The 20,176-nt window shown below is 35.8% G+C and carries 18 protein-coding genes and 1 tRNA gene; 16 read left to right on the forward strand and 3 right to left on the reverse strand.

The genetic code is table 11. From position 1 onward, the window contains the following. Positions 1-9: 9 nt before the first annotated feature. Complete coding sequence (locus LIV57_RS15490; protein ID WP_171006308.1) at positions 10-1,041, reverse strand: acyltransferase family protein; 1,032 nt, start codon at positions 1,039-1,041, stop codon at positions 10-12. Positions 1,042-1,186: 145 nt separating this feature from the next. Between LIV57_RS15490 and LIV57_RS15495 the strand changes: the two genes are divergently transcribed. From LIV57_RS15495 to LIV57_RS15555, 13 genes are all read left to right on the forward strand, one after another. After that, the gene (locus LIV57_RS15495) at positions 1,187-1,663 is read left to right on the forward strand and encodes a lipocalin family protein (protein WP_227943361.1); all 477 of its coding nucleotides are present in this window, start codon (positions 1,187-1,189) and stop codon (positions 1,661-1,663) included. Between the two features lie 175 nt (positions 1,664-1,838). After that, on the forward strand, positions 1,839-4,652 hold the full coding sequence (gene leuS, locus LIV57_RS15500) for a leucine--tRNA ligase (RefSeq protein ID WP_227943362.1): 2,814 nt from the start codon (positions 1,839-1,841) through the stop codon (positions 4,650-4,652). A 240-nt stretch (positions 4,653-4,892) separates the two neighbouring features. Next, positions 4,893-5,756 carry a MotA/TolQ/ExbB proton channel family protein gene (locus LIV57_RS15505; protein ID WP_076594929.1) on the forward strand — a complete coding sequence of 288 codons (864 nt, stop codon included), beginning with the start codon at positions 4,893-4,895 and terminating at the stop codon, positions 5,754-5,756. A 61-nt stretch (positions 5,757-5,817) separates the two neighbouring features. Next, positions 5,818-6,426, forward strand: coding sequence for an ExbD/TolR family protein (locus LIV57_RS15510; RefSeq protein ID WP_047435560.1), 609 nt, complete (start codon positions 5,818-5,820; stop codon positions 6,424-6,426). An 11-nt stretch (positions 6,427-6,437) separates the two neighbouring features. Then, the gene (locus LIV57_RS15515; protein ID WP_202841545.1) at positions 6,438-7,007 is read left to right on the forward strand and encodes an ExbD/TolR family protein; all 570 of its coding nucleotides are present in this window, start codon (positions 6,438-6,440) and stop codon (positions 7,005-7,007) included. A 29-nt stretch (positions 7,008-7,036) separates the two neighbouring features. After that, positions 7,037-7,879 (forward strand): energy transducer TonB, encoded by an 843-nt coding sequence (locus LIV57_RS15520; protein ID WP_062675757.1) that lies wholly within the window; start codon positions 7,037-7,039, stop codon positions 7,877-7,879. A gap of 75 nt (positions 7,880-7,954) precedes the next feature. Next, a complete protein-coding gene (locus LIV57_RS15525; protein WP_171006307.1) occupies positions 7,955-8,152 on the forward strand; it encodes a DUF308 domain-containing protein in 198 nt (65 codons plus the stop codon). Beyond that, entirely contained in the window at positions 8,142-9,014 is an 873-nt protein-coding gene (locus LIV57_RS15530; protein ID WP_110008286.1) for a PstS family phosphate ABC transporter substrate-binding protein, read from the forward strand. The genes LIV57_RS15525 and LIV57_RS15530 overlap by 11 nt, the downstream gene beginning before the upstream one ends. Before the next feature lie 91 nt (positions 9,015-9,105). After that, positions 9,106-10,758 carry a tetratricopeptide repeat protein gene (locus LIV57_RS15535; protein WP_227943363.1) on the forward strand — a complete coding sequence of 551 codons (1,653 nt, stop codon included), beginning with the start codon at positions 9,106-9,108 and terminating at the stop codon, positions 10,756-10,758. 82 nt (positions 10,759-10,840) lie between these two features. Beyond that, on the forward strand, positions 10,841-11,560 hold the full coding sequence (gene bshB1 / locus LIV57_RS15540; RefSeq protein ID WP_062675760.1) for a bacillithiol biosynthesis deacetylase BshB1: 720 nt from the start codon (positions 10,841-10,843) through the stop codon (positions 11,558-11,560). 35 nt (positions 11,561-11,595) lie between these two features. Next, positions 11,596-11,671, forward strand: a tRNA-His gene (locus tag LIV57_RS15545). A gap of 152 nt (positions 11,672-11,823) precedes the next feature. Next, positions 11,824-13,494 carry a right-handed parallel beta-helix repeat-containing protein gene (locus tag LIV57_RS15550; protein ID WP_227943364.1) on the forward strand — a complete coding sequence of 557 codons (1,671 nt, stop codon included), beginning with the start codon at positions 11,824-11,826 and terminating at the stop codon, positions 13,492-13,494. A gap of 206 nt (positions 13,495-13,700) precedes the next feature. Then, positions 13,701-16,055: an FG-GAP repeat domain-containing protein gene (locus tag LIV57_RS15555; protein WP_227943365.1), complete on the forward strand. Its 2,355-nt coding sequence runs from the start codon at positions 13,701-13,703 to the stop codon at positions 16,053-16,055. Between the two features lie 112 nt (positions 16,056-16,167). On the opposite strand, the gene LIV57_RS15560 is transcribed toward LIV57_RS15555, so the two are convergent. Both LIV57_RS15560 and LIV57_RS15565 read right to left on the reverse strand, forming a co-directional pair. Next, the gene (locus LIV57_RS15560; RefSeq protein WP_027375472.1) at positions 16,168-16,503 is read right to left on the reverse strand and encodes a DUF3276 family protein; all 336 of its coding nucleotides are present in this window, start codon (positions 16,501-16,503) and stop codon (positions 16,168-16,170) included. A 99-nt stretch (positions 16,504-16,602) separates the two neighbouring features. Beyond that, the gene (locus LIV57_RS15565; RefSeq protein WP_227943366.1) at positions 16,603-18,264 is read right to left on the reverse strand and encodes an ABC transporter ATP-binding protein; all 1,662 of its coding nucleotides are present in this window, start codon (positions 18,262-18,264) and stop codon (positions 16,603-16,605) included. Positions 18,265-18,355: 91 nt separating this feature from the next. Between LIV57_RS15565 and LIV57_RS15570 the strand changes: the two genes are divergently transcribed. Genes LIV57_RS15570 through yajC form a run of 3 tightly spaced genes read left to right on the forward strand, consistent with a single transcriptional unit; the run spans position 18,356 to position 20,139 of the window. Continuing rightward, positions 18,356-19,261: a transcription antitermination protein NusB gene (locus tag LIV57_RS15570; protein ID WP_110008282.1), complete on the forward strand. Its 906-nt coding sequence runs from the start codon at positions 18,356-18,358 to the stop codon at positions 19,259-19,261. Position 19,262: 1 nt separating this feature from the next. Beyond that, a complete protein-coding gene (locus tag LIV57_RS15575) occupies positions 19,263-19,769 on the forward strand; it encodes a DUF1573 domain-containing protein (protein WP_202841538.1) in 507 nt (168 codons plus the stop codon). Positions 19,770-19,779: 10 nt separating this feature from the next. Then, a complete protein-coding gene (gene yajC / locus LIV57_RS15580; protein ID WP_002976292.1) occupies positions 19,780-20,139 on the forward strand; it encodes a preprotein translocase subunit YajC in 360 nt (119 codons plus the stop codon). Positions 20,140-20,176 lie beyond the last annotated feature (37 nt).

Consider the following 20,176-nt stretch of genomic DNA (forward strand, 5'->3'; position numbering starts at 1 on the left):
ACTGCTAAATTATAAAAATCTTTTTTCATAAAGATGCCATGAGCTTACACCTACCGCAATAACCACCAACATACATACCAAAGCCATTACAAATGGATTGTAATCTTCAAACAATCCTAAAGTCTGAAAAGTTCTGATAATAGGAAAGTGGAAAATATAGATTCCGTAGGTGAAATCACCATATTTTCCAAAATTATTTAAGAATTTGAATGAATAGGCAATGTACATTACGATAACCCCGATCATCATTGGAGAAAAAAGCTGAACTTTTAAAAATAAGTCAATCCACACCGTAACGAATGCAATGATGAAAATGAGATTTTTATGCTGGATGAATTTATCAAAATTAAAGTAAATCAACATTCCAGGGATAAAATAGGATAATGTTCCAGGGAGCTGTTTGGCAATCGAAATTTTATTTAAAGATTCAAAATAATTGAGATAAATAAGTGATAAGAAGTATAGAATAACCAAACTTACATTTCTGTATTTATTGTTTTTCCCGAAAAGCAAAAACAACAGAGGAACCGCAAAATAGTAGCACATTTCTATTTTCAGTGTCCATAGGGCACCATTCACTGCTTGATTCCCGAAAACTCCGGGAAGCCAGGGTGCTTTAAAATTTAAAAATAATGAATTCCAAAATAGGTATTTATAAACTTGTGTATTGCTGAAATATTCAATGAAGGAATAGGTACTTACCAGACTTAATAAAATTGCACATAAAAAAATAACCAATAAGTAGGCGGGAACAATTCTTCTGATTCTCTTTTTTAAATAGCTTTTCAGGCTTGAAGACCTTTCATAGCTCCTTGCAATAAGAAATCCGCTCACTGCAAAAAAGCCGAAAACTGCAATTTCTATAGGGCTGTGCTCAAAAATCTTGAGATCAGGAGAAGCGCTGAGTGTGCCAAGATGTCCCAGAAAGACAATAAAGGCAAGGAGAACACGTATAAAATCAAAATTGTTTCTCGTTATATCCTGCATTTGTATTTTGTTTCCTGCAAAAATAACTTTTTTAATAGAATGAACGATGCTCATGTATTCATTATTTGTTAAATAAAGGGAGAATGGGGTGTCCCTATTTTTAAATATATATAAATAATCGTCGATGAAATAATTTTTCATAAAAAATAGTAATATAAATCAAAAAAATTATAATTTTAGCGCTTGAAAAAATTGATCTATGAAGAAATTAGCATTACTATTTGCAGGTTTATCTTTGTTTGCTGCCGCTACAGGCTGCAGCAGTGACAATGATACTGTTCTGGAAGCTCCTCTTGTTGGGACATGGCAACCGTTAAAAGAAGTAGTTACCACTGTGGAAGTTGGTGAAGACCCGGTTTCTAACACGATTACTTATACCGACTGTCAGAAACAGACAAGATGGTGGTTCAGCGCTGACTCCAAAGGAGGGAAAACGAACTGGGGAGATACTGCTACACCAGGTCAGTGTGCTATTCTTTCAGAGATAAAATTCAATTACACTTATAATAAGGAAGGGAAAGATGTTCAGATGAAAATTCAGGGAATCGTAGAACCGCAGAATGCAAAGGTGATTACTTTGGATGCTACAACGCTCAATCTTGCGGTAAGAGAGGAGACTCAGGATCCTACTATATTCCAGACAAGAACATATACCTTCAAGAGAGTTACTCAATAATAGTATATAACTTCAGGATATAAAAACAGATCTCATCTCCGGATGGGATTTTTTTGTTGAGGGTAGAATTTGTAATTCATCATAATTTCAATTTCTATTTACTTTAAAATCATTAATTTTGTGAATCTTGACAAAAAGAAAAAATAATCAGTCTAACATATAACATATATATCAAGTGTTTTACGATCATCAGCAGATAGAAAAAAAGTGGCAGAAATACTGGGAGGAAAATCAAACCTATAAAACCTCTAATAACACAGACAAACCTAAGTTTTATGTACTCGATATGTTTCCGTACCCATCAGGAGCAGGACTTCATGTAGGTCACCCGCTGGGATATATTGCATCGGATATCTATGCGAGATATAAAAGACATCAGGGGTTTAATGTGCTCCACCCGGTAGGATATGACAGCTTTGGACTTCCTGCTGAACAGTATGCTATTCAGACAGGACAGCATCCTGCTATTACTACAGAACAAAATATCAACAGATATGAAGAGCAGCTGAGAAAAATCGGTTTCTCATTCGACTGGAGCAGGGAAGTAAGAACTTCAGATGCTTCTTACTATAAGTGGACACAATGGATTTTTATCCAGTTGTATCATTCCTGGTATAATAAAAATACAGATAAGGCGGAGCCTATTGATTCTTTAATTCAGCATTTTGAAGAAAAAGGAACAGAAGGATTAAATGCCAATCAGAACGACGAATTAAATTTCACTGCAGAAGAATGGAAGAATGCTTCCGATATTGATAAAGAAGATATCCTTTTAAACTACCGTCTCGCCTACAGAGCAGAAACGACTGTAAACTGGTGCCCTGCATTAGGAACTGTACTGGCCAACGATGAAGTAAAGGATGGAAAATCCGAAAGAGGAGGATTCCCGGTTTTCCAAAAGAAAATGATGCAGTGGAGCATGAGAATTTCTGCATATTCTGAAAGATTATTACAGGGATTAAACACTCTGGACTGGCCGCAGCCGTTGAAAGATTCCCAGGAATACTGGATCGGGAAATCTCAGGGAGCACAGGTTCAGTTCAAAGTAGAAGGACATGATGAGACTGTTGAGGTATTTACAACAAGGCCTGACACTATTTTTGGCGCAACCTTTATGGTATTGGCTCCAGAAAATCCTTTAGTAGAAACCATTACTACGGATGCTCAAAAAGTAGAAGTAGATACTTATATAGAAGAAACTTCTAAAAAGACGGAGAGAGACAGAATGTCTGACGTGAAAAACGTGAGCGGAGCTTTCACCGGAAGTTATGCAATCAATCCGTTCAGCAATGAAAAAATGCCGATCTATATTTCAGACTATGTGTTGATGGGATATGGAACAGGAGCAGTAATGGCGGTTCCGGCACATGATGAGCGTGACCACAGATTTGCTAAGAAGTTTAATCTTGAAATCAAGAAAGTTGTAGAAACTGAAGAAGATGTTCAGGAAAAATCTTTTGACTCTAAAGATTCCGTTTGTGTAAATTCAGATTTCCTGAACGGATTACATTATAATGAAGCGAAAGCAAAAATGATTTCTGAGATCGAAGCAAAAGGAATCGGTCACGGAACAACCAACTACAGACAGCGTGATGCTATTTTTTCAAGACAACGTTATTGGGGAGAACCTGTTCCTATATATTATAAGGATGGAATGCCTTACACGCTGCCAACTTCTGCTTTACCGTTGGAGCTTCCTGAAGTTGAAAAATACTTACCAACAGAAGATGGAGATCCGCCATTAGGAAATGCAAAAGAATTTGCCTGGGATGAGGCAAACCAGAAAGTAGTTGCTACAGATCTTATTGATGACAAAACTATTTTCCCGTTAGAATTATCTACAATGCCAGGTTGGGCAGGAAGCTCATGGTACTTCCTTAGATATATGAACCCTAATGATGAAGAAACTTTTGTTAAAAAAGAACTGGCAGACTATTGGGGACAGGTAGACCTATATATAGGAGGAAGTGAACATGCAACCGGCCACTTATTATATTCCCGTTTCTGGAACATGTTCTTGAAAGACAGAGGCTATATCAGCCATGATGAGCCATTCCAGAAATTGATCAACCAGGGAATGATCTTGGGGATGAGTGCATTTGTATACAGAATTGACGGAACGAATCAGTATGTATCTAAAAATTTAGCTAAAGATTACCAGACTCAGCAGATTCACGTAGATGTATCTTTATTAAAAGGAACTTCTGACGAATTGGATACTGAAGCCTTCAAAGCATGGAGACCGGATTATGCAGATGCAGAATTTATTCTGGAAGACGGAAAATATATCACAGACCGTGAAGTAGAAAAAATGTCCAAGTCAAAATATAATGTAGTCAATCCTGATGATATCTGTGAAGAGTACGGAGCAGACGGATTAAGATTATATGAAATGTTCTTGGGGCCACTGGAACAATCCAAGCCTTGGAATACTCAAGGGTTAAGCGGAGTATATGGTTTCCTTAAAAAATTCTGGAACCTGTATTTCAACGGAGATGTATTTGAAGTTTCAGACGAAGAACCTACAAAAGCAGAATACAAAGTTTTACATACCTTAATAAAGAAGGTAGTATACGATATTGAAAACTTCTCTTTCAATACATCCGTATCATCATTTATGATTGCTGTAAACGAGCTTCAGAAAATAAAATGCAACAAGCGCAATATTTTAGAACCGCTTGCCGTTATCATTTCTCCGTATGCTCCTCACATCTGTGAAGAATTGTGGAGTTTACTAGGACACGGTACATCGATAGAATTTGAAAAATTCCCGGCATTGAATGAGGATTATCTGGTTGAAGATGAAATTGAGTATCCGGTAAGCGTAAATGGTAAAATGAAGTTCAAAATTTCGCTTTCAGCTCAATTATCTGCCAAGGAAGTGGAAGATTTGGTGATTTCGAACGAGAAAATACAACAGATTTTGGAGGGTAAAACCCCTAAAAAAATCATTGTAGTCCCTCACCGTATTGTGAATATCGTAATTTAAAAAAAAATTAACATTGGGAAATTAAAAAAAATGGGTGTCTTATTTTTTTGATTTTTTAATTCAAATGTTAAATTTGGAAAAAATAAATAAAATAATTTAAAATAATTATTATTTCGAAATCGTATTAAAATTTCTTTATCAAAAAAAAGCAAAATGTTTAATTAAGACTCTTGCATTTTAATTAATTTTGCCTTTAATTTACACCCTGTAAAATTTTAAAACAATATAATTTAGTTAAATATGGAAATGAATGTTTCAAAAAATGATGAGCAAGTAGTTGCTAGAAAGGCAGGAGGTTTAAATCCAGCTGTTATTATTCCTATTCTATTTGCTATAGGAGTATGTATTTATTTATTCGTTCTTGGTAGCCCAGGAAACTTTAAAGATGCAGATAAACTAGGAAGTGGTTCTGTAGCTTTTTCAAGTGTTGAAGGAAAAGACATTCACCCAGAATCGTTTTTAGGTATTATCTACAAAGGAGGGGTTATCGTACCAATCTTGATTACTTTCATGATTACTGTAATCGTTTTCTCTTTTGAAAGATATTTCGTTCTTGGTAAAGCAGCTGGAAAAGGAAACTTAGACAACTTTGTTGTACAGGTAAGAAGCTTACTAAACCAAAACAAAATCGACGAAGCTATCGAAGAGTGTGACAGACAACAAGGTTCTGTTGGTAATGTGGTAAAAGAAGGTCTTACTACTTACAAAGCACTTTCTCACGATACTACATTAAATAAAGAGCAGAAAATGGTAGCGCTTAACAAAGCTATCGAAGAAGCTACTACTCTTGAGATGCCAATGCTTGAGAAAAACATGATGATCCTTTCTACTTTAGGTACTGTTGCAACGTTAGTAGCACTACTTGGAACGGTAATCGGGATGATTAAGGCGTTCTTCGCATTAGGTTCAGGAGGTGGTACTCCGGATGCTGCTGCTCTATCTACTGGTATCTCTGAAGCCTTGATCAACACAGCTTTAGGTATTGGTACTTCAGCAATCGCTATTATCCTTTATAACTTCTTTACATCTAAAATTGACGGATTAACTTACAAGATCGATGAGATCTCTATGAGTATCCAACAGTCTTTCGCTGAATTCAACTAAGAATTAGCAAGATATTTGCATTAGCAATTAAAAGAAGTTTAATTAAAAATATTTTATAATAATGGCGAGAGTCAAACCAAAAAGACATGGAGTAATTACGGACATGACTGCAATGTGTGACGTTGCGTTCCTACTCCTTACGTTCTTTATCTTGACCACTCAGTTTAAAAAACCTGACGTGGAGCAGATCAAACCGCCATCTTCAATTTCGGAAAAATTGCTTCCTGATGCTAGTTTAATGACTATCAACGCTACTCCGGACGGAAAATTCTATTTCCAGCCAGTAGAAAATGCATCAGAAAGACTTGCACTTTTGGATAAAATGGGACAAAAGTATGGTATTACTTTTGACAACAACCAAAAAGCAGCTTTCCAGAAAATTCAGGCAATTGGAGTTCCAATGAACCAACTTAAAGGGTATTTGGATTTGCCTGCAGATGAGCAGAAAAATTATAAGAGTCCTACAGGTATTCCTATGGACAGTACAAATAAACAATTAATTGATTGGGTAAAAGAAAGTTTGAGCGTTAACCCTGACTACAAGTTAGCGATTAAAGGTGACGTTACAACTGAGTATCCTAAAGTTAAAAGTCTATTTGAGGGTTTAAGAGATATTGATTTTCTTAAATTTTGGTTGATTACATCACAAGAAGGTAAACCTAACGAATAATATCGATAGAAATGGCAGAAGTACAAGTACAAGAGAAAGGCGGCAAGGGCGGCAAGGTCCGTTCCAAGAAGCAAAGTACCAGAGTCGATATGACTCCGATGGTGGACTTGGGTTTTCTATTGATTACCTTCTTTATGTTCACAACTACGTTCAGTAAACCGAACGTTATGGATTTGGGTCTTCCGGCTAAACCGAAAGATGAAAAACAAAAACCACCTCCAACAGAAATTAAACTTTCTAACTCAATTTCTATCTTATTAGGAAAAAATAACAGAGTTTTCTGGCACCAGCAGGATGCTACTTCCTTGAATGACCAGACTCTTATGGAAACTACCCTTGATAGAGAAGGAATTAGAAAAGTAATTCAGCAGGCAAAATCTAGAGCTGCAGATCAAACGAAATTTACCGTGATCATTAAGCCAACTGACGATGCTGTATATAAGAACTTTGTTGATATTCTTGATGAAATGGCAATTACCAAAAGTGAGCAGTACGGGGTTACTGATATCAAGCCTTGGGAAAAAGCTATTTATGAGAAAAAAGTAGGAGGTGCTGCTGCACCGGCTGCTGCTACAAAGTAATTTAACCATAAAATTGTTATATCTAATCTATGGCAGATGAAAATGTATACGGTCAGAATCTTACTTTAGACGAGATCGTATTTGAAAATAGAAACAAGGAATATGGTGCCTATGATCTTAGACATCAGTATCCGAGACTTTTAACCAAGTCTTTTATTATCGGAACAGCATTATTCCTTTTGGCAGCTTTGTCTCCGTTCATCTATCTTACGATTAAAAATCTTACAGCTCCGCCTAAGCAGGAAGTAAAGGCAGATTTGGTAGATATTATCGAAGAAGATCCGATTATCGAGCAGCCTAAAGAAGAAGAACCACCTCCACCACCTCCACCTCCAAAAGAAGAGGAGAAAATTGAGGTTATTCAGAACGTAGTTCCTGAGCCTGTAAAAGCTCCGAAAATTGAAACTCCACCACCGCCGATTTCTAAGCAGTTGGAAACAACAACTGGTTTACAGAATCAGGAGGGGGTAAAAGCTCCGGCTTATACACCACCACCGCCGCCACCATCTACAGGTACTAAAGCTAGTACAGTAGAAGTAAAAGCGAACAACCCTAACGAGATCTATAAAGATGTTGACCAGTCTGCAGAATATCCTGGAGGTATGGGAGCATTGAGAAAGTTCCTGGGTGATAACTTTGATACTTCTTTGATGGAAGGAGGTGAAGGAACACTTAAAGCGAAGCTTAAGTTCGTTGTAGAAAAAGACGGTACTGTTTCGAATGTTACTATTGAAGAAAAATCTCCAAACGGCGACTTCAACAGTGAAGCGATGCGTGTAGTTAAGAAACTTAAAAAATGGACTCCTGCGAAGAGAAACGGGGAGAGCGTTAGATCTTACTATAGCGTACCATTTACGATGAACTTTGAATAAGACTTATTTATTCAAAATATAAATAAAAAGAGAGGCTTATGCTTCTCTTTTTATTTTTTTTGGTATTTTTGTTACATGATGTTCAATTGGTTATCCCTGGTTACGGGATTGTTTTATATCGTTTTAGGAATTGTAGTGATTGTCTACAAATTCTTCTTTACTATTTTAGAGCCTGCTGTTGCGTACGCACTAGGAGTAGTGCTTATTATTTATGGTATTTTCAGAATTTACAGGGCGATCTCAAGAATTAAAAAATCGAGAAATGAAGAATAGTTTCAAGCTTGCAGTAATTTTTGTACTGAGCATAATGCTTGCAAGCTGCAAAAAGGAGAAAAATGCTCCTTCCTATCACAAAGGTGATCTTACCATTTTCACTGACGAATCTTTTCAAAGCGTCACAGAAGCATTAGCCGAAGGCTATATGATCAACTATCCTGAAACACATATCAAAGTAGAAACCAAGAAAGAAGACTTAGGACTTCTTGATCTTTTGAAAGGAAGTGCTAAAGTGGTGGTGATGTCCAGAAATCTTAATCCTGAAGAAATTAAAACATATGAGGAAAGAACAGATCTGAAGTTCCTTCCTGCTAAATTTGCTGCGGATGCGGTGGTTTTTGTTGTTCCTAAAGATTCTCCGAAAGAAAGTATTTCAATGGAAGAAATCAGCAGCGGTCTGATGTCTGATAAAAAAGAATTTATTTTTGACGGAACCAACTCGAGTAACCTGAACTTTGTTGCTGAGAAATTAAAAAAACAGCCAAAAGACCTGAAATTTTCTATTATTCCGGGAAATCAGAAGATTATAGAGGAATTGGGAAAATATCCTGATAAAATAGGCGTTATTGGATTGAATACTTTCAGCCGTCCCTATGATAAAACTTCAGAAAAACTGAGAGACATGGTGAAGGTACTTCCTGTGGTAGAGAAAGGAAAATCGTATACTGCAGATTTTGATGGACTTCGCACGATGGAATACCCGTTTACCAGAGTTCTTTATTTCCTGATTAATGAAGGTAACTTTAATATTGCCAACGGTTTTATAAGATTTTCATGTACCCATTTAGGACAGAAAATTGTACAGAAAGAAGGCTTACAACCTTATAACATTTATAAGAGAGAAGTTCAGATGCGTTAAAAAATATTAAATTCACAATTTGTCCTTATTAAAAATTTTGATTTGGTCTGAAAATTGTGTATAATAAAACTCAATTATTAGAAAATATAAAATGAAAGATATAATGAATATGAATGTAAAGAAGATTGCTTTTGGAGCAGCCGTGGTATTTTTTACCGGTTTTGCCTCTGCACAAACACTGCAGGATGGTATCAACAGTATAGACAGTGATAAATTTGCGCAGGCGAAAACAAACTTCACTGAAATGATCGCTAAAGAGCCTACAGCTGAAAACTACTTCTATTTAGGAAATACTTTCTTAAGACAAGGAGAACCGGATTATGCTAAGGCAACTGAAAACTTTAACAAAGGATTAGCTGCTGATGGTAAAAGCTATCTGAACAAAATTGGTTTAGCTGCTGTTAAATTAGGTAAAGGCGATAAAAATGCTGTTGCTGAAATTCAAAAAGTAGTTGCTGATTCAAGAGAAAAAGATGCTGAAGTTCTTTTCAGAGCAGCAGAAGCTTTAACTTTATTCGAGAAAAACAGTTCACCGGACCTGGCAATCCAGTTTTTGACTAAAGCTATTGAGAAAGCTGAGAAAAAAGGTGTTCCTGCACATTATTATTATACATTAGGAGATGCTTACAGATTGAAAAGATCTCCGGGAGAAGCCATGTCTGCTTACGACAAGGCGTTACCTGTAGCAAAAAATAAAGCTTCAGTTTACACGAGAATGGCTACTTTATGGATGGCTGCTCAAGTGTGGCAAAAAGCGAAAGAAAGCGTTGATAAAGCAATTGCTGTAGATCCTACATACGCTCCTGCGTACAAAGCATTGGCTGGTTACGATATCAGATACCAGCAAAATGCAAAGGCTACTCAAGATCTTATCAACTATACAAAATATGCTGATGAAGATCCATATACCCAATTAGAAATTGCAAAACTATATTTCACGAATGAAGATTATGCAAACTCTAAAATGGTATTAGATAAGATTTTTGATAAAATTGATGATCCTATCAAATTCAAATTGAGAGCTTATAATGCATATGCAGATAGAAATTATGCAGAAGCTAAGCAAAATATGGATACTTTCGTTTCGCAGGCTGAGAAAACAAGAATATTGCCTGCAGACCAAGGTTTACAGGGACTTATTGCTGCCGGCTTAGCAAAAGATGAAAAAGATGCAGCTAAAAAATCTGCTTTAATGGCTGAAGCTCAGCAAAAAGTGGGTATTGCAAAAGCTGCTAAGGATGAAACAATGAAGTGGGATCTTGAATTGGCAAACATCGCAGGTGGTGGAGGAGCTTCTCAGGCAGAAGCTGATAAAGGACCTACTAATCCTGAAATTGAAGCATTGAAACAGAAAGTTGCTGCCAACAGCCAGGATTCTGATTCATTATTTAAGTTAGCAACAGCTTACCAGGATGTTAAAAACTGGAATGGAGCAATCCTTACATGGCAAAAAATGTCAGCACTTCTTCCTGATTGGGCTCCGGCATATTACAGCCAAGGGTATTCTTACCAGCAGGCAGGAAACAATGAAGCTGCAAAATTGGCTTATGAGAAATTCATCAGCACGGTAAAACCTGCTGATCAGGAAGCTAACAAACAGACTCTTGCTTACGCTTACTTTGCAGTAGCATACATGAGCAAAGATTCGGATATAGCAAAAGCAAAAGATTATGTTGCTAAGTCTTTACAGTTAGACCCTACTTACCAGGATGCTGTTAAATTAAATGCCGAAATCAACAAGTAATTTAAATTTTAAATTATAGATATTAAAACTTCCCATACGTAATGTTTGGGAAGTTTTTATTTTAAATCCTATCTTTGAGTTTATGAAAACTGATATACTTGCTTTTGGTGCACATCCTGACGATGTAGAACTTGGATGTGGCGGAACTATTGCTAAAATGGTTTCTGAAGGAAAAAAATGTGTTGTTGTAGATCTTACAAGGGGAGAGCTCGGAACAAGAGGTACAGATGAAACCAGAAAAACTGAAGCAGCGGATGCTGCAAAAATCCTGGGGCTTTCTGCAAGAGAGAATCTTGGAATGAAAGATGGATTTTTGGTAAATTCCGAAGAATATCAAATGAGGATCGTAAAAATGATCCGCAAATACAGGCCAGAAATCGTCTTGGCTAATGCAATTGATGATAGACACCCGGATCATGCAAAAGGAGCGAAATTAGTGTCGGATGCGTGCTTTTTGTCCGGACTGAGAAAAATTGAAACCGTGCTGGAAGGCGAATCTCAGGAAGTGTGGAGGCCAAAACATATTTTTCATTATATTCAGTGGAAAGATATTAAACCGGAATTTGTTATTGACATTTCAGAGTATCTGCCTAAAAAACTGGAAGCTTGTATGGCGTACAAAACTCAGTTTTATGACCCAACTTCTAAAGAACCTGAGACTCCCATTACCACAAAAGACTTTTATGAAAGCTTAACGTACCGGGCACAGGATTTAGGGCGGTTATCGGGAGTTGCTTATGCTGAGGGCTTTACGTCTGAAAGATTAATTTCTTTGAAAAATTTTGATGGAATTGTTTGGTAGTTGAGGAAATTGTCCTATATTTGCACTCAGAAAACGGTGATTGTAGCTCAGTTGGTTAGAGCGTCGGATTGTGGTTCCGAAGGTCGTGGGTTCGAGACCCATCATTCACCCTAAATTAGCATATTTTCAAAAAGAAAATATGCTTTTTTTATGTCCCAAAAACAATCAAGTTGTATTAAAATGACACTTTTTGGTGTGTTATTTTTTTTATCCTGGCTTAGAAAAAGTATATTTGCACGATAATTATAAAACATTATCGGGTAATGAAAAAGATCTACTTTTTACTTTTTATATTCAATTTCATTGTAATTTCCTCAACAGTACGATATGTGAATATTAATTCCACCACCGGAAGCGCACCCTACACTTCATGGGCTACGGCAGGCAATGATTTGCAGGAAGTAATCAATAGCAGTCAGATTGGAGATGAAGTCTGGGTTGCCGCCGGAACATATTTTCCTACCAGAGATCCGTTTGGAAATCCTTCTCCTTCAGATACCAGAGATAAGACGTTTTATTTAAAAGATGGTATTTCAGTCTACGGTGGTTTTAATGGAACAGAAACTTCTTTAACAGACCGGAATTTAAACATCAATATAACGCTCTTAAGCGGCGACCTGGGAGATTTAGGAACTAAAAATGATAATTGCTATCATGTGGTGCTGTTTGCAGCGAATATTGCCAGCGCTATTGGAGTAAAATTAGACGGATTTTCCATTTCCAATGGTTTTGCTGTTGGCACTGTTAATAATAATGTAAGCGGAAATATTGTTTCGAGATTAGCAGGTCCTGCTATCTATTTTATTAATGGAAATAATACAATTTCCAATAACAGAATTTATTTGAACTCCGGCTATTCCGGTGGAGGTATTTATACTTCAAATGGTAATAATATCATTTCTAACAATGAGATTTATAATAATAAAGCTTTTTATGACGGCGCAGGTGTGATTGTATTTCAAGGAACGAATACCATTACCAATAACTATATTCACGATAATACAGCTACAGGCGACGGCGGAGGTATCTATGCAGTTTTGGGTGTAAATAATGTAATTAGTAAAAATGTAATTGCTAAAAATAAAGGTGGAATCAGTCAGATTGATACCTATTATTATGGCGGTGGCGGTATTTATACTGAAAAGGGTTCAAATCTCATCGTCAATAATCTGCTTTATGAAAATACTTCAAACTATATGGGAGGAGGAATTTTTCTTTATTACGGAAGCAATAAAGTCATCAACAATACCATTTATAAAAATAAAGGAACAAGAGGAGGCGGATTTTTTACCTATCTGGGAAATAATTATGTGAAAAACAATATATTCTGGGGTAATATCAATGGTACGGATAATCAGCCCGGAGCAGATTATAAAAATCATAATGACTGGCCGGCTGAAAATTACTTTTATAATAACCTGTTTCAGTTGCCACAGGGATTTTATACTTTGGCAAACCAAAATTCTTTATATGGTTATCCTAATAATATATTCCAAACTAATCCCGGCTTTACCGATGAAACCAATATTTTTGGAGCTGATGGAGTTTTAAGAACTTCAGATGATGGTTTGTCCTTGTTACCCAGTAGCGTTGCTGTCAATTACGGAATGCTGACAGATGCGCCCACAGATGATATCAGAGGAACAGCCCGTATGGGTAATCCAGATGCTGGAGCTTACGAATTGATGGGAAACCTTGGTGTTGCAGAATTACCAATTCATGATTTTAAAATTTATCCAAATCCAGCTAAAGATTTTTTACATATAAAAACTAGTGATAAAATTTTAAAGGTTGAAATTTACAACTCAACAGGACAGCTCATAAAAACTACAAAAGAATCAACAATAAATGTTTCAGCATTTCCAAAAGGAAACTATATCCTAAATATAGTCGCAGAAAATAAAATAATGAAAGAACAATTTATTAAGGAATAAGTCATTTCTAAATTTTAACCTATTGATAGCCTTTCAAAATTTGAAAGGCTATATTTTTTTTAATTTTTTTTAAGTCTGAGCTTTAAAATTTTCACCTGTCTTGCTGGAATTGTCTGAAAGCTAATAAAATAAATTCTATGATAATTCTCTGAAACGCTTATATTTGTTTAAACCATAATCGTTAGAAAAATCTCAAAGCTATTAACATGAAAAAAATCTTTACAATTCTTATTGCCTTTTTTGCAATAAAATCTTATTCGCAATCAGGTTCCCAATCTTATTATAAACGTCTTTTTGATACAAGAGGACTTGATCAATGGGATGGTAATTCAACAAGTCCAGATCAGCTTGAGTTCGCGTGGGCTGTACCTGCCCATATGGAAGCATTGGTTTTAATGTATGAAAAAAATCTTGAAAAAAAATATGCAGAAACTTTGATCAAGTGTTTTGGGAATACAATTGACAGGAGAGATGACTTGAGAAATCCTACATTGGGATACCCGATAATTTACGATTATCGCCATGTTTCCGGTGCTGCCTGGTCTACCAACCATTATAATGCAGTAAGCGATACTGGGCTTCCTTATTCTCATCTGGTGCACAGTGCCAATATTACATATCCTATGGCTAAGTTTGCAGCAATAGTTAAAAATAATACTGCTATTCAAAACTTAACATATAATTCAACAGGCCGATATGCAGGTCAAAGCTATATAACAATTGCTAATGATCTCATCCAAAAAATAAAAGAGACTCTGGCTTACCATGCAGGCCAATGGTATACAGAATCAGGTTCTACTCCTAGTAACACTATAGGTTATTATAAAGAACGAAGTGATAATAATCCGCCAATAAGTTTTCCGGGAGTAATTTTACCTTTTAATATGCAAAGTTCCGTTGGAAGAGTGCTGGTGCAGATGTACAGGGCAACGAATGAAAACAATTATCTTGTCCAGCTCAATCAAATTGCCAATTTTATAAAAGCAAATACACAACTTAATACCAACTTAGGATCTAATGTCTGGACCTACTGGAAGCATGATACTTTGCGTGAAGATATTTCCCATGCTGATTTGACTGCTGCTTTTCCTTATGAATGTAATAAGTATGGTATTTCAATCAATGGAAACCTTATTTATACCACTGCAGATATCAATGCCTATACTAAAACGTTGACAAAAGATATTTATATCTCTCCTTTACATATAAAAAATGGAGTTAATTATAATGGTGAGAATTGGAATATCAAGTATAATATTAATACCTCTGATCCTACTGTGACCCCTAGATATGGTACTTATACAGCTTATTTATGGTTATATTTATCTCAATATGATGATCAAACGTTATATCAGATCGTTTCAGATCTGCAGGCTGCTAAAAATTATTATAGCAATATAACGGTATTTGATTCTTCGATAACTTGGGCACTTTTATCAAATTTTGAACACTTAGTTGTGCCCGTCAATACGGATCATGAATATGGAGAAGACTCTGATTGGAGAGGTGTTGCCAGCGGTAATTTTGATGGAGATAGCGATGATGAATTTGTTGTTATCAGAAATTTTGACGGCTTAATGCAAACCTTAGAGCCTCACGACAGAGCCTTTCGTCAGGTTACCACCAGTAAAGTATATGGTGGTTCCAATAACTGGAAAGGATTGGCCGCCGGCGACTTTTTTGGAGATAATAAAAGTGAGATCATAGCTTTAAATGATCATGCAGATGCTACCGAAAATGGTCTTTACGTCCTAAAAGTTGAAAATGGTAATATTGTTGAGCATGCTAAATATACAGGATGGGGAACCCAGTCCGAATGGGCAGGTGTTGTTGCAGGAAATTTTATAAGTGGAGAAAAAGATGATGTTATCACAGTAAGAAATTTTAATAAAGAAGTTAGGGTATATAAATTTGTTGGCACAGATATACAGTCAGTATATGTCAATACACTTAACCTGGCTGCAAGTTCTAAAATTAAAGCAGTAGCATCAGGTGATTTAGATAAAGATGGCAAAGATGAGATTGTGCTGCTTGTTGATGCGGATGATAGTAATGCTGTAAATAATGGTATTCATGTTTATCGTGTAAACGATAGTGGTGTTCTCACAAAAATTACTGAATTTACAAATTGGGGCTCTGCCTCAGATTGGAAGGGGCTGGCTGTTGGAGATATTGATGCCGATGGTGCTGCTGAAATTATTGCTCACAGGAATTTTGATGGGGATTATAAATTATTTAAACTGAATGGAAATACCTTATCCGGTATAACTTCTGAAAAATTTCCTGTTCTGCAAACCAAAAACAATGTAATGTGCTTCGGAAATTTTGATTCAAGTACTAAGAATGAAGAGTTAGCTACTCTTAGAAATGATGGGGGGATTGTCATGTTTTCTGCCGCAAATGTTACAAATAATAGTGTGAACAGCATGAATAACAGAAATTCAGAAGATCCATGTCAGAGTGAGCTGCCAGATGTGTTATACAGTTTCCTGAAATCAGCATCTTTCGATAAAGAAGATTCAAAAGAAATAGTATCAGTAAAATACGGAAAAAGGGAATAACTAAATGTTAATATTCAATAGAAACGGGCTTTAGCCCGTTTTTTTATATATAACAATTTCAGAGCATAAAAAAAGCATCTTTTTCAGATGCTTGTGTTTTTAGGTATTTTTTTTAAACTTCGTCGTCAGAATCAATTGTAAAAGATCTGCTTTTGAAGTCTTTGTCATGTTTTTCTGAAATTACATCCTCACCCTTTTCATTAATGATGAAATCTGTGGACTCATTAAACATCTCCTGGAAACTTTTAAAATCTTCCTTGTAAAGGTAAATTTTATGCTTCTCGAATGTAGCTTCCCCATTCTCTCCGAAATTCTTCTTACTCTCAGTGATTGTAAGATAATAATCTCCTGCTTTCGTCTCGCGCACATCAAAGAAATAAGTTCTTCTTCCTGCTTTTAACACCTTCGTGAAAATCTCATTTTCATGGCGTTCCTTGTATTCACTCATTGTTAGATATTTTTTAATCTTGTTAAGAACAAATATAAAAGAATTCTTTTAATCACAAAATTTTTTTTATGATTTATTTAACAATTGAGAACGAAATGGCTAAGCGGTTACAGAATTGGCAATTTCAGTAAGGTTGATAATCTGATGGGCTTTTTGAGCGCTAGACTCTCTGTGTGTGATAATTATGGAAGTGGCATTACTGATTTTTCTATCAATATTTTCCAGAATATTCTGCTCAGTTTCTGTGTCTAAAGCAGACAAAGAATCGTCAAAAATGATAATATTGGGGTCCTTAATTAAGGCTCTTGCGATACAAATTCTCTGCTTCTGTCCCCCCGAAAGCATTACTCCGCGTTCACCAACAAGTGTTTTATATTGATCTTTAAACTCTACAATATTCTTATGAACATCTGCAATTTTTGAGTATTCTACTACTTTCTCGTGAGAAGGATGATCAATGGCAAAACCGATATTATTTTCAATAGAATCAGAGAATAAGTAACTTTCCTGAGGAATATACCCGATAAAGTTTCTGTAGTTCTCCAGATTATGGTCTTTCAGGTTTTTGCCATCAATTAAAATTTCCCCTTCTGTAGGATCTATTAATCGGCATAACAGCAAGGCAATTGTTGACTTTCCACTTCCGGTTTTACCCATAATAGCCAATGACTCTCCGGCTTTTACTTTAAAGCTTAAATTATCCAGTGCCTTGATTCCCGTATTTGGATATACATAAGAAACATTTCTGAATTCAATATCTCCTTTGATAGGATAGTTTTCAAAATTAGTATTAATGATCTCGGATTTTTTATCCATGAATTCATTGATCCTCTGCATAGACGCTTCAGCTCTCTGATTCACAGAAGTTACCCATCCTACCATAGAGAACGGGAAAATCAGGGTGTTGATATACATGAAGAAATCAGCAATCTTACCGATACTTAATTCTCCGGCAATATATTTGGCACCTCCAATCCAGATGATGGCTACGTTTAATAAACCGATAACGAAAAGAATAATGGTGAAGAAATACGCTTCTGTCTTGGCCAGATCTAAGGCCTTGTTTTGATAATCAGTAACTTTGATGCCGTAGTTTTTTTCGATATATTTTTCTCTGGCGAAAAATTTTACCACGCGGATTCCGGAAAAGCTGTCCTGTACAAAAGTTGAAATAGCAGACTGGCTTTTCTGCATGATCTTTGACTTTTTATTGATGATTGAGCTTACCTTATAAATAGCATACGATAAAAGAGGAAGAGGAAGTAAAGTCCACATCGTCATGGAAGCATCTGTTTTTACCATGTAGATCGCTGTTATCAACACTAGGACAATCAGATTGGCTACATACATCACCCCGGGACCAAGATACATCCTTACGGCAACAACATCTTCGCTCAATCTGTTCATTAAGTCTCCGATAGTGGTCTGTTTATAATCCGTTAAAGATAAATCCTGGTAATGTCTGTAAATTTTATTTTTAAGCTCATATTCTATTCTTCTTGACGCAACAATAATGGTCTGTCTCATCATAAAAGTGAAGAATCCGGTTAAAAGAGAACATCCTACAATAATTCCAACATAGATTAAAACCTGTTGGTTGAAGCCGAGATTCCCATTTTTTGTAAGTTCATCAACAGATTTTCCTACAAACTGAACTTTATATATATTAAAGAAATTACTGGCGATGATAAAGAGTACCCCCCAAAACAATAGTATTTTGTGTTTCCAAAAATAAGGGTTTAAGGTTTTTAGCGCTTTCATATAGTTTGACAAAATTACAAAAATGTCATCACACTACGAATTTCATCAATTTTAAATTTTGTATCTTTGCAGCCATAAAAAAGCTCTTTGAATGTTAGGAAGACGACAAATCCGTGAAAAAGTAGTACAGACCGTGTATTCTTACTACCAAAATCCTGTAAAATTTGATGTTTTAGAGAAAAACATGTTTGCCGGGATAGAGAAAATCTATTATCTATACATCTATCAGCTCAACTTTTTGGTGGGTCTGAAAGATTTGGCAGAGAATCAGATCGAAATTGGTAAGAATAAATTTCTTAAAACTGATGCTGATATTAATCCTAACCAAAAATTCATCAACAACCAGGTATTGCGTAAGCTGGAAGAAAATCCTGAAAGATTATTTTTTACAGGTCAGCACAAGCAATTGAAGTGGGATATGCATGATGACTTGTTGGTAAAAACTTTCCAGAGAATTACTGCTGGAAAACGTTATCAGGATTTCATGAAAGAAGAAGGATATTCTTTTGAAGAAGATCAGAAATTTATTGGGAAATTATTCTTAAGATATATTGCTGAGAATGAAGATTTTCATGATTATTTAGGTGATAAGGAACTTTCATGGTATGATGATATCCATATCGCCAATTCAATGGTACAAAAAACGATCGGTTTCCTGAGAGAAGATGAAGAAAGCAGAACTTTGATCAAAATGATTAAAGATGAAGAAGATAAAACATTTGCTGCAAAATTGTTGAGAGATACCCTGAACAACTGGGAAAACAATGAAAAGAAGCTGGAAGAAAGACTTGAAAACTGGGATCTTGAAAGAGTTTCTCTTATGGATAAAGTAATTTTATCTACAGCCATTGCAGAGCTTGATAACTTTGCTTTCACACCTTCAAGAGTGATCATTAATGAATATATTGAAATTGCAAAAGTATTTGCTACAGACCGTTCCAATATTTTCATCAATGGTATTTTAGATAAATATTGTAAAGATCAAAATAGAATATAAAATGAAAAAGACGTTATCAATTATCGCCTTGTCAATTATAGGCTTTGGGTTAGTTTCATGTAAAAAAGAAAACAAAGAAACTCAAAGTACTGAAACTGCAACTACTGATTCTGCAGCTGTTGCGGCTCCGGTAACCACTGATTCTACAGCAGCAGCTGTAACCGGTGAAACGGCAGCTCCGGTTTCCAACGAACCATCTACTTCTGTAGCTTTATCTGAAAACAGCTTTGATTTTGGTAAAATTAAAAAAGGAGATAAAGTAGAGCATGTATATGAAATTACCAATACAGGGAAAAATCCATTAATTATTTCTGAAGTGAAGCCAGGATGCGGATGTACAGCTCCTGATTTTACAAAAGAGCCAATCATGCCGGGTAAAAAAGGAAAAGTTACTTTGCACTTTGATTCTTCAAGCTTCGACGGAAATGTTCAGAAGTATGCTGACGTTTTTGCAAACGTGGAAAAATCGCCAATCAGATTAACGTTCACTGCGAACATTCAACCATAATATTTAAAATATGTTGACATTATTTTTACAGGCACAGCCACAAGGATCTTCATCAATGATGCTGATTATGATGGGTGTGATGTTCGTAGGGTTTTACTTCCTGATGATCAGACCTCAGATGAGAAAACAGAAGCAGGAAAAAAACTTTCAGGAAAACCTTAAAGTAGGAACAAGAGTAGTTCTTACATCAGGTCTTCACGGAAGAATCGCTCAGGTTCAGGATGATGGTTTTGTAATCGAAACATTATCCGGAAAACTGAAATTCGAAAAAGCAGCAGTTTCAAGAGAAATGACGGAAGCGCGCTTTGGAGCAAAATCTGCTGATAAGGCAGATGACAAAAAAGAAACAGCAACTGAAGAAAAAAAATAATTCAGTCTGAAAATAGTAAGCTGCGGCGGGTGAACAA

This window comes from Chryseobacterium sp. X308, assembly GCF_020733145.1.
Lineage (GTDB): Bacteria > Bacteroidota > Bacteroidia > Flavobacteriales > Weeksellaceae > Chryseobacterium > Chryseobacterium cupriresistens.

What these genes read in the sequence shown, in the direction of transcription:
- LIV57_RS15510 (WP_047435560.1), top strand. Translation starts at nt 5,818, where the DNA reads ATGGCGAGAGTCAAACCAAAAAGACATGGAGTAATTACGGACATGACT.
- LIV57_RS15535 (WP_227943363.1), top strand. Translation starts at nt 9,106, where the DNA reads ATGAAAGATATAATGAATATGAATGTAAAGAAGATTGCTTTTGGAGCA.
- LIV57_RS15550 (WP_227943364.1), top strand. Translation starts at nt 11,824, where the DNA reads ATGAAAAAGATCTACTTTTTACTTTTTATATTCAATTTCATTGTAATT.
- LIV57_RS15505 (WP_076594929.1), top strand. Translation starts at nt 4,893, where the DNA reads ATGGAAATGAATGTTTCAAAAAATGATGAGCAAGTAGTTGCTAGAAAG.
- LIV57_RS15560 (WP_027375472.1), bottom strand. Translation starts at nt 16,503, where the DNA reads ATGAGTGAATACAAGGAACGCCATGAAAATGAGATTTTCACGAAGGTG.
- LIV57_RS15520 (WP_062675757.1), top strand. Translation starts at nt 7,037, where the DNA reads ATGGCAGATGAAAATGTATACGGTCAGAATCTTACTTTAGACGAGATC.
- LIV57_RS15525 (WP_171006307.1), top strand. Translation starts at nt 7,955, where the DNA reads ATGATGTTCAATTGGTTATCCCTGGTTACGGGATTGTTTTATATCGTT.
- LIV57_RS15575 (WP_202841538.1), top strand. Translation starts at nt 19,263, where the DNA reads ATGAAAAAGACGTTATCAATTATCGCCTTGTCAATTATAGGCTTTGGG.
- yajC (WP_002976292.1), top strand. Translation starts at nt 19,780, where the DNA reads ATGTTGACATTATTTTTACAGGCACAGCCACAAGGATCTTCATCAATG.
- LIV57_RS15495 (WP_227943361.1), top strand. Translation starts at nt 1,187, where the DNA reads ATGAAGAAATTAGCATTACTATTTGCAGGTTTATCTTTGTTTGCTGCC.
- LIV57_RS15490 (WP_171006308.1), bottom strand. Translation starts at nt 1,041, where the DNA reads ATGAGCATCGTTCATTCTATTAAAAAAGTTATTTTTGCAGGAAACAAA.
- LIV57_RS15530 (WP_110008286.1), top strand. Translation starts at nt 8,142, where the DNA reads ATGAAGAATAGTTTCAAGCTTGCAGTAATTTTTGTACTGAGCATAATG.
- bshB1 (WP_062675760.1), top strand. Translation starts at nt 10,841, where the DNA reads ATGAAAACTGATATACTTGCTTTTGGTGCACATCCTGACGATGTAGAA.
- LIV57_RS15555 (WP_227943365.1), top strand. Translation starts at nt 13,701, where the DNA reads ATGAAAAAAATCTTTACAATTCTTATTGCCTTTTTTGCAATAAAATCT.
- LIV57_RS15515 (WP_202841545.1), top strand. Translation starts at nt 6,438, where the DNA reads ATGGCAGAAGTACAAGTACAAGAGAAAGGCGGCAAGGGCGGCAAGGTC.
- LIV57_RS15565 (WP_227943366.1), bottom strand. Translation starts at nt 18,264, where the DNA reads ATGAAAGCGCTAAAAACCTTAAACCCTTATTTTTGGAAACACAAAATA.
- LIV57_RS15570 (WP_110008282.1), top strand. Translation starts at nt 18,356, where the DNA reads ATGTTAGGAAGACGACAAATCCGTGAAAAAGTAGTACAGACCGTGTAT.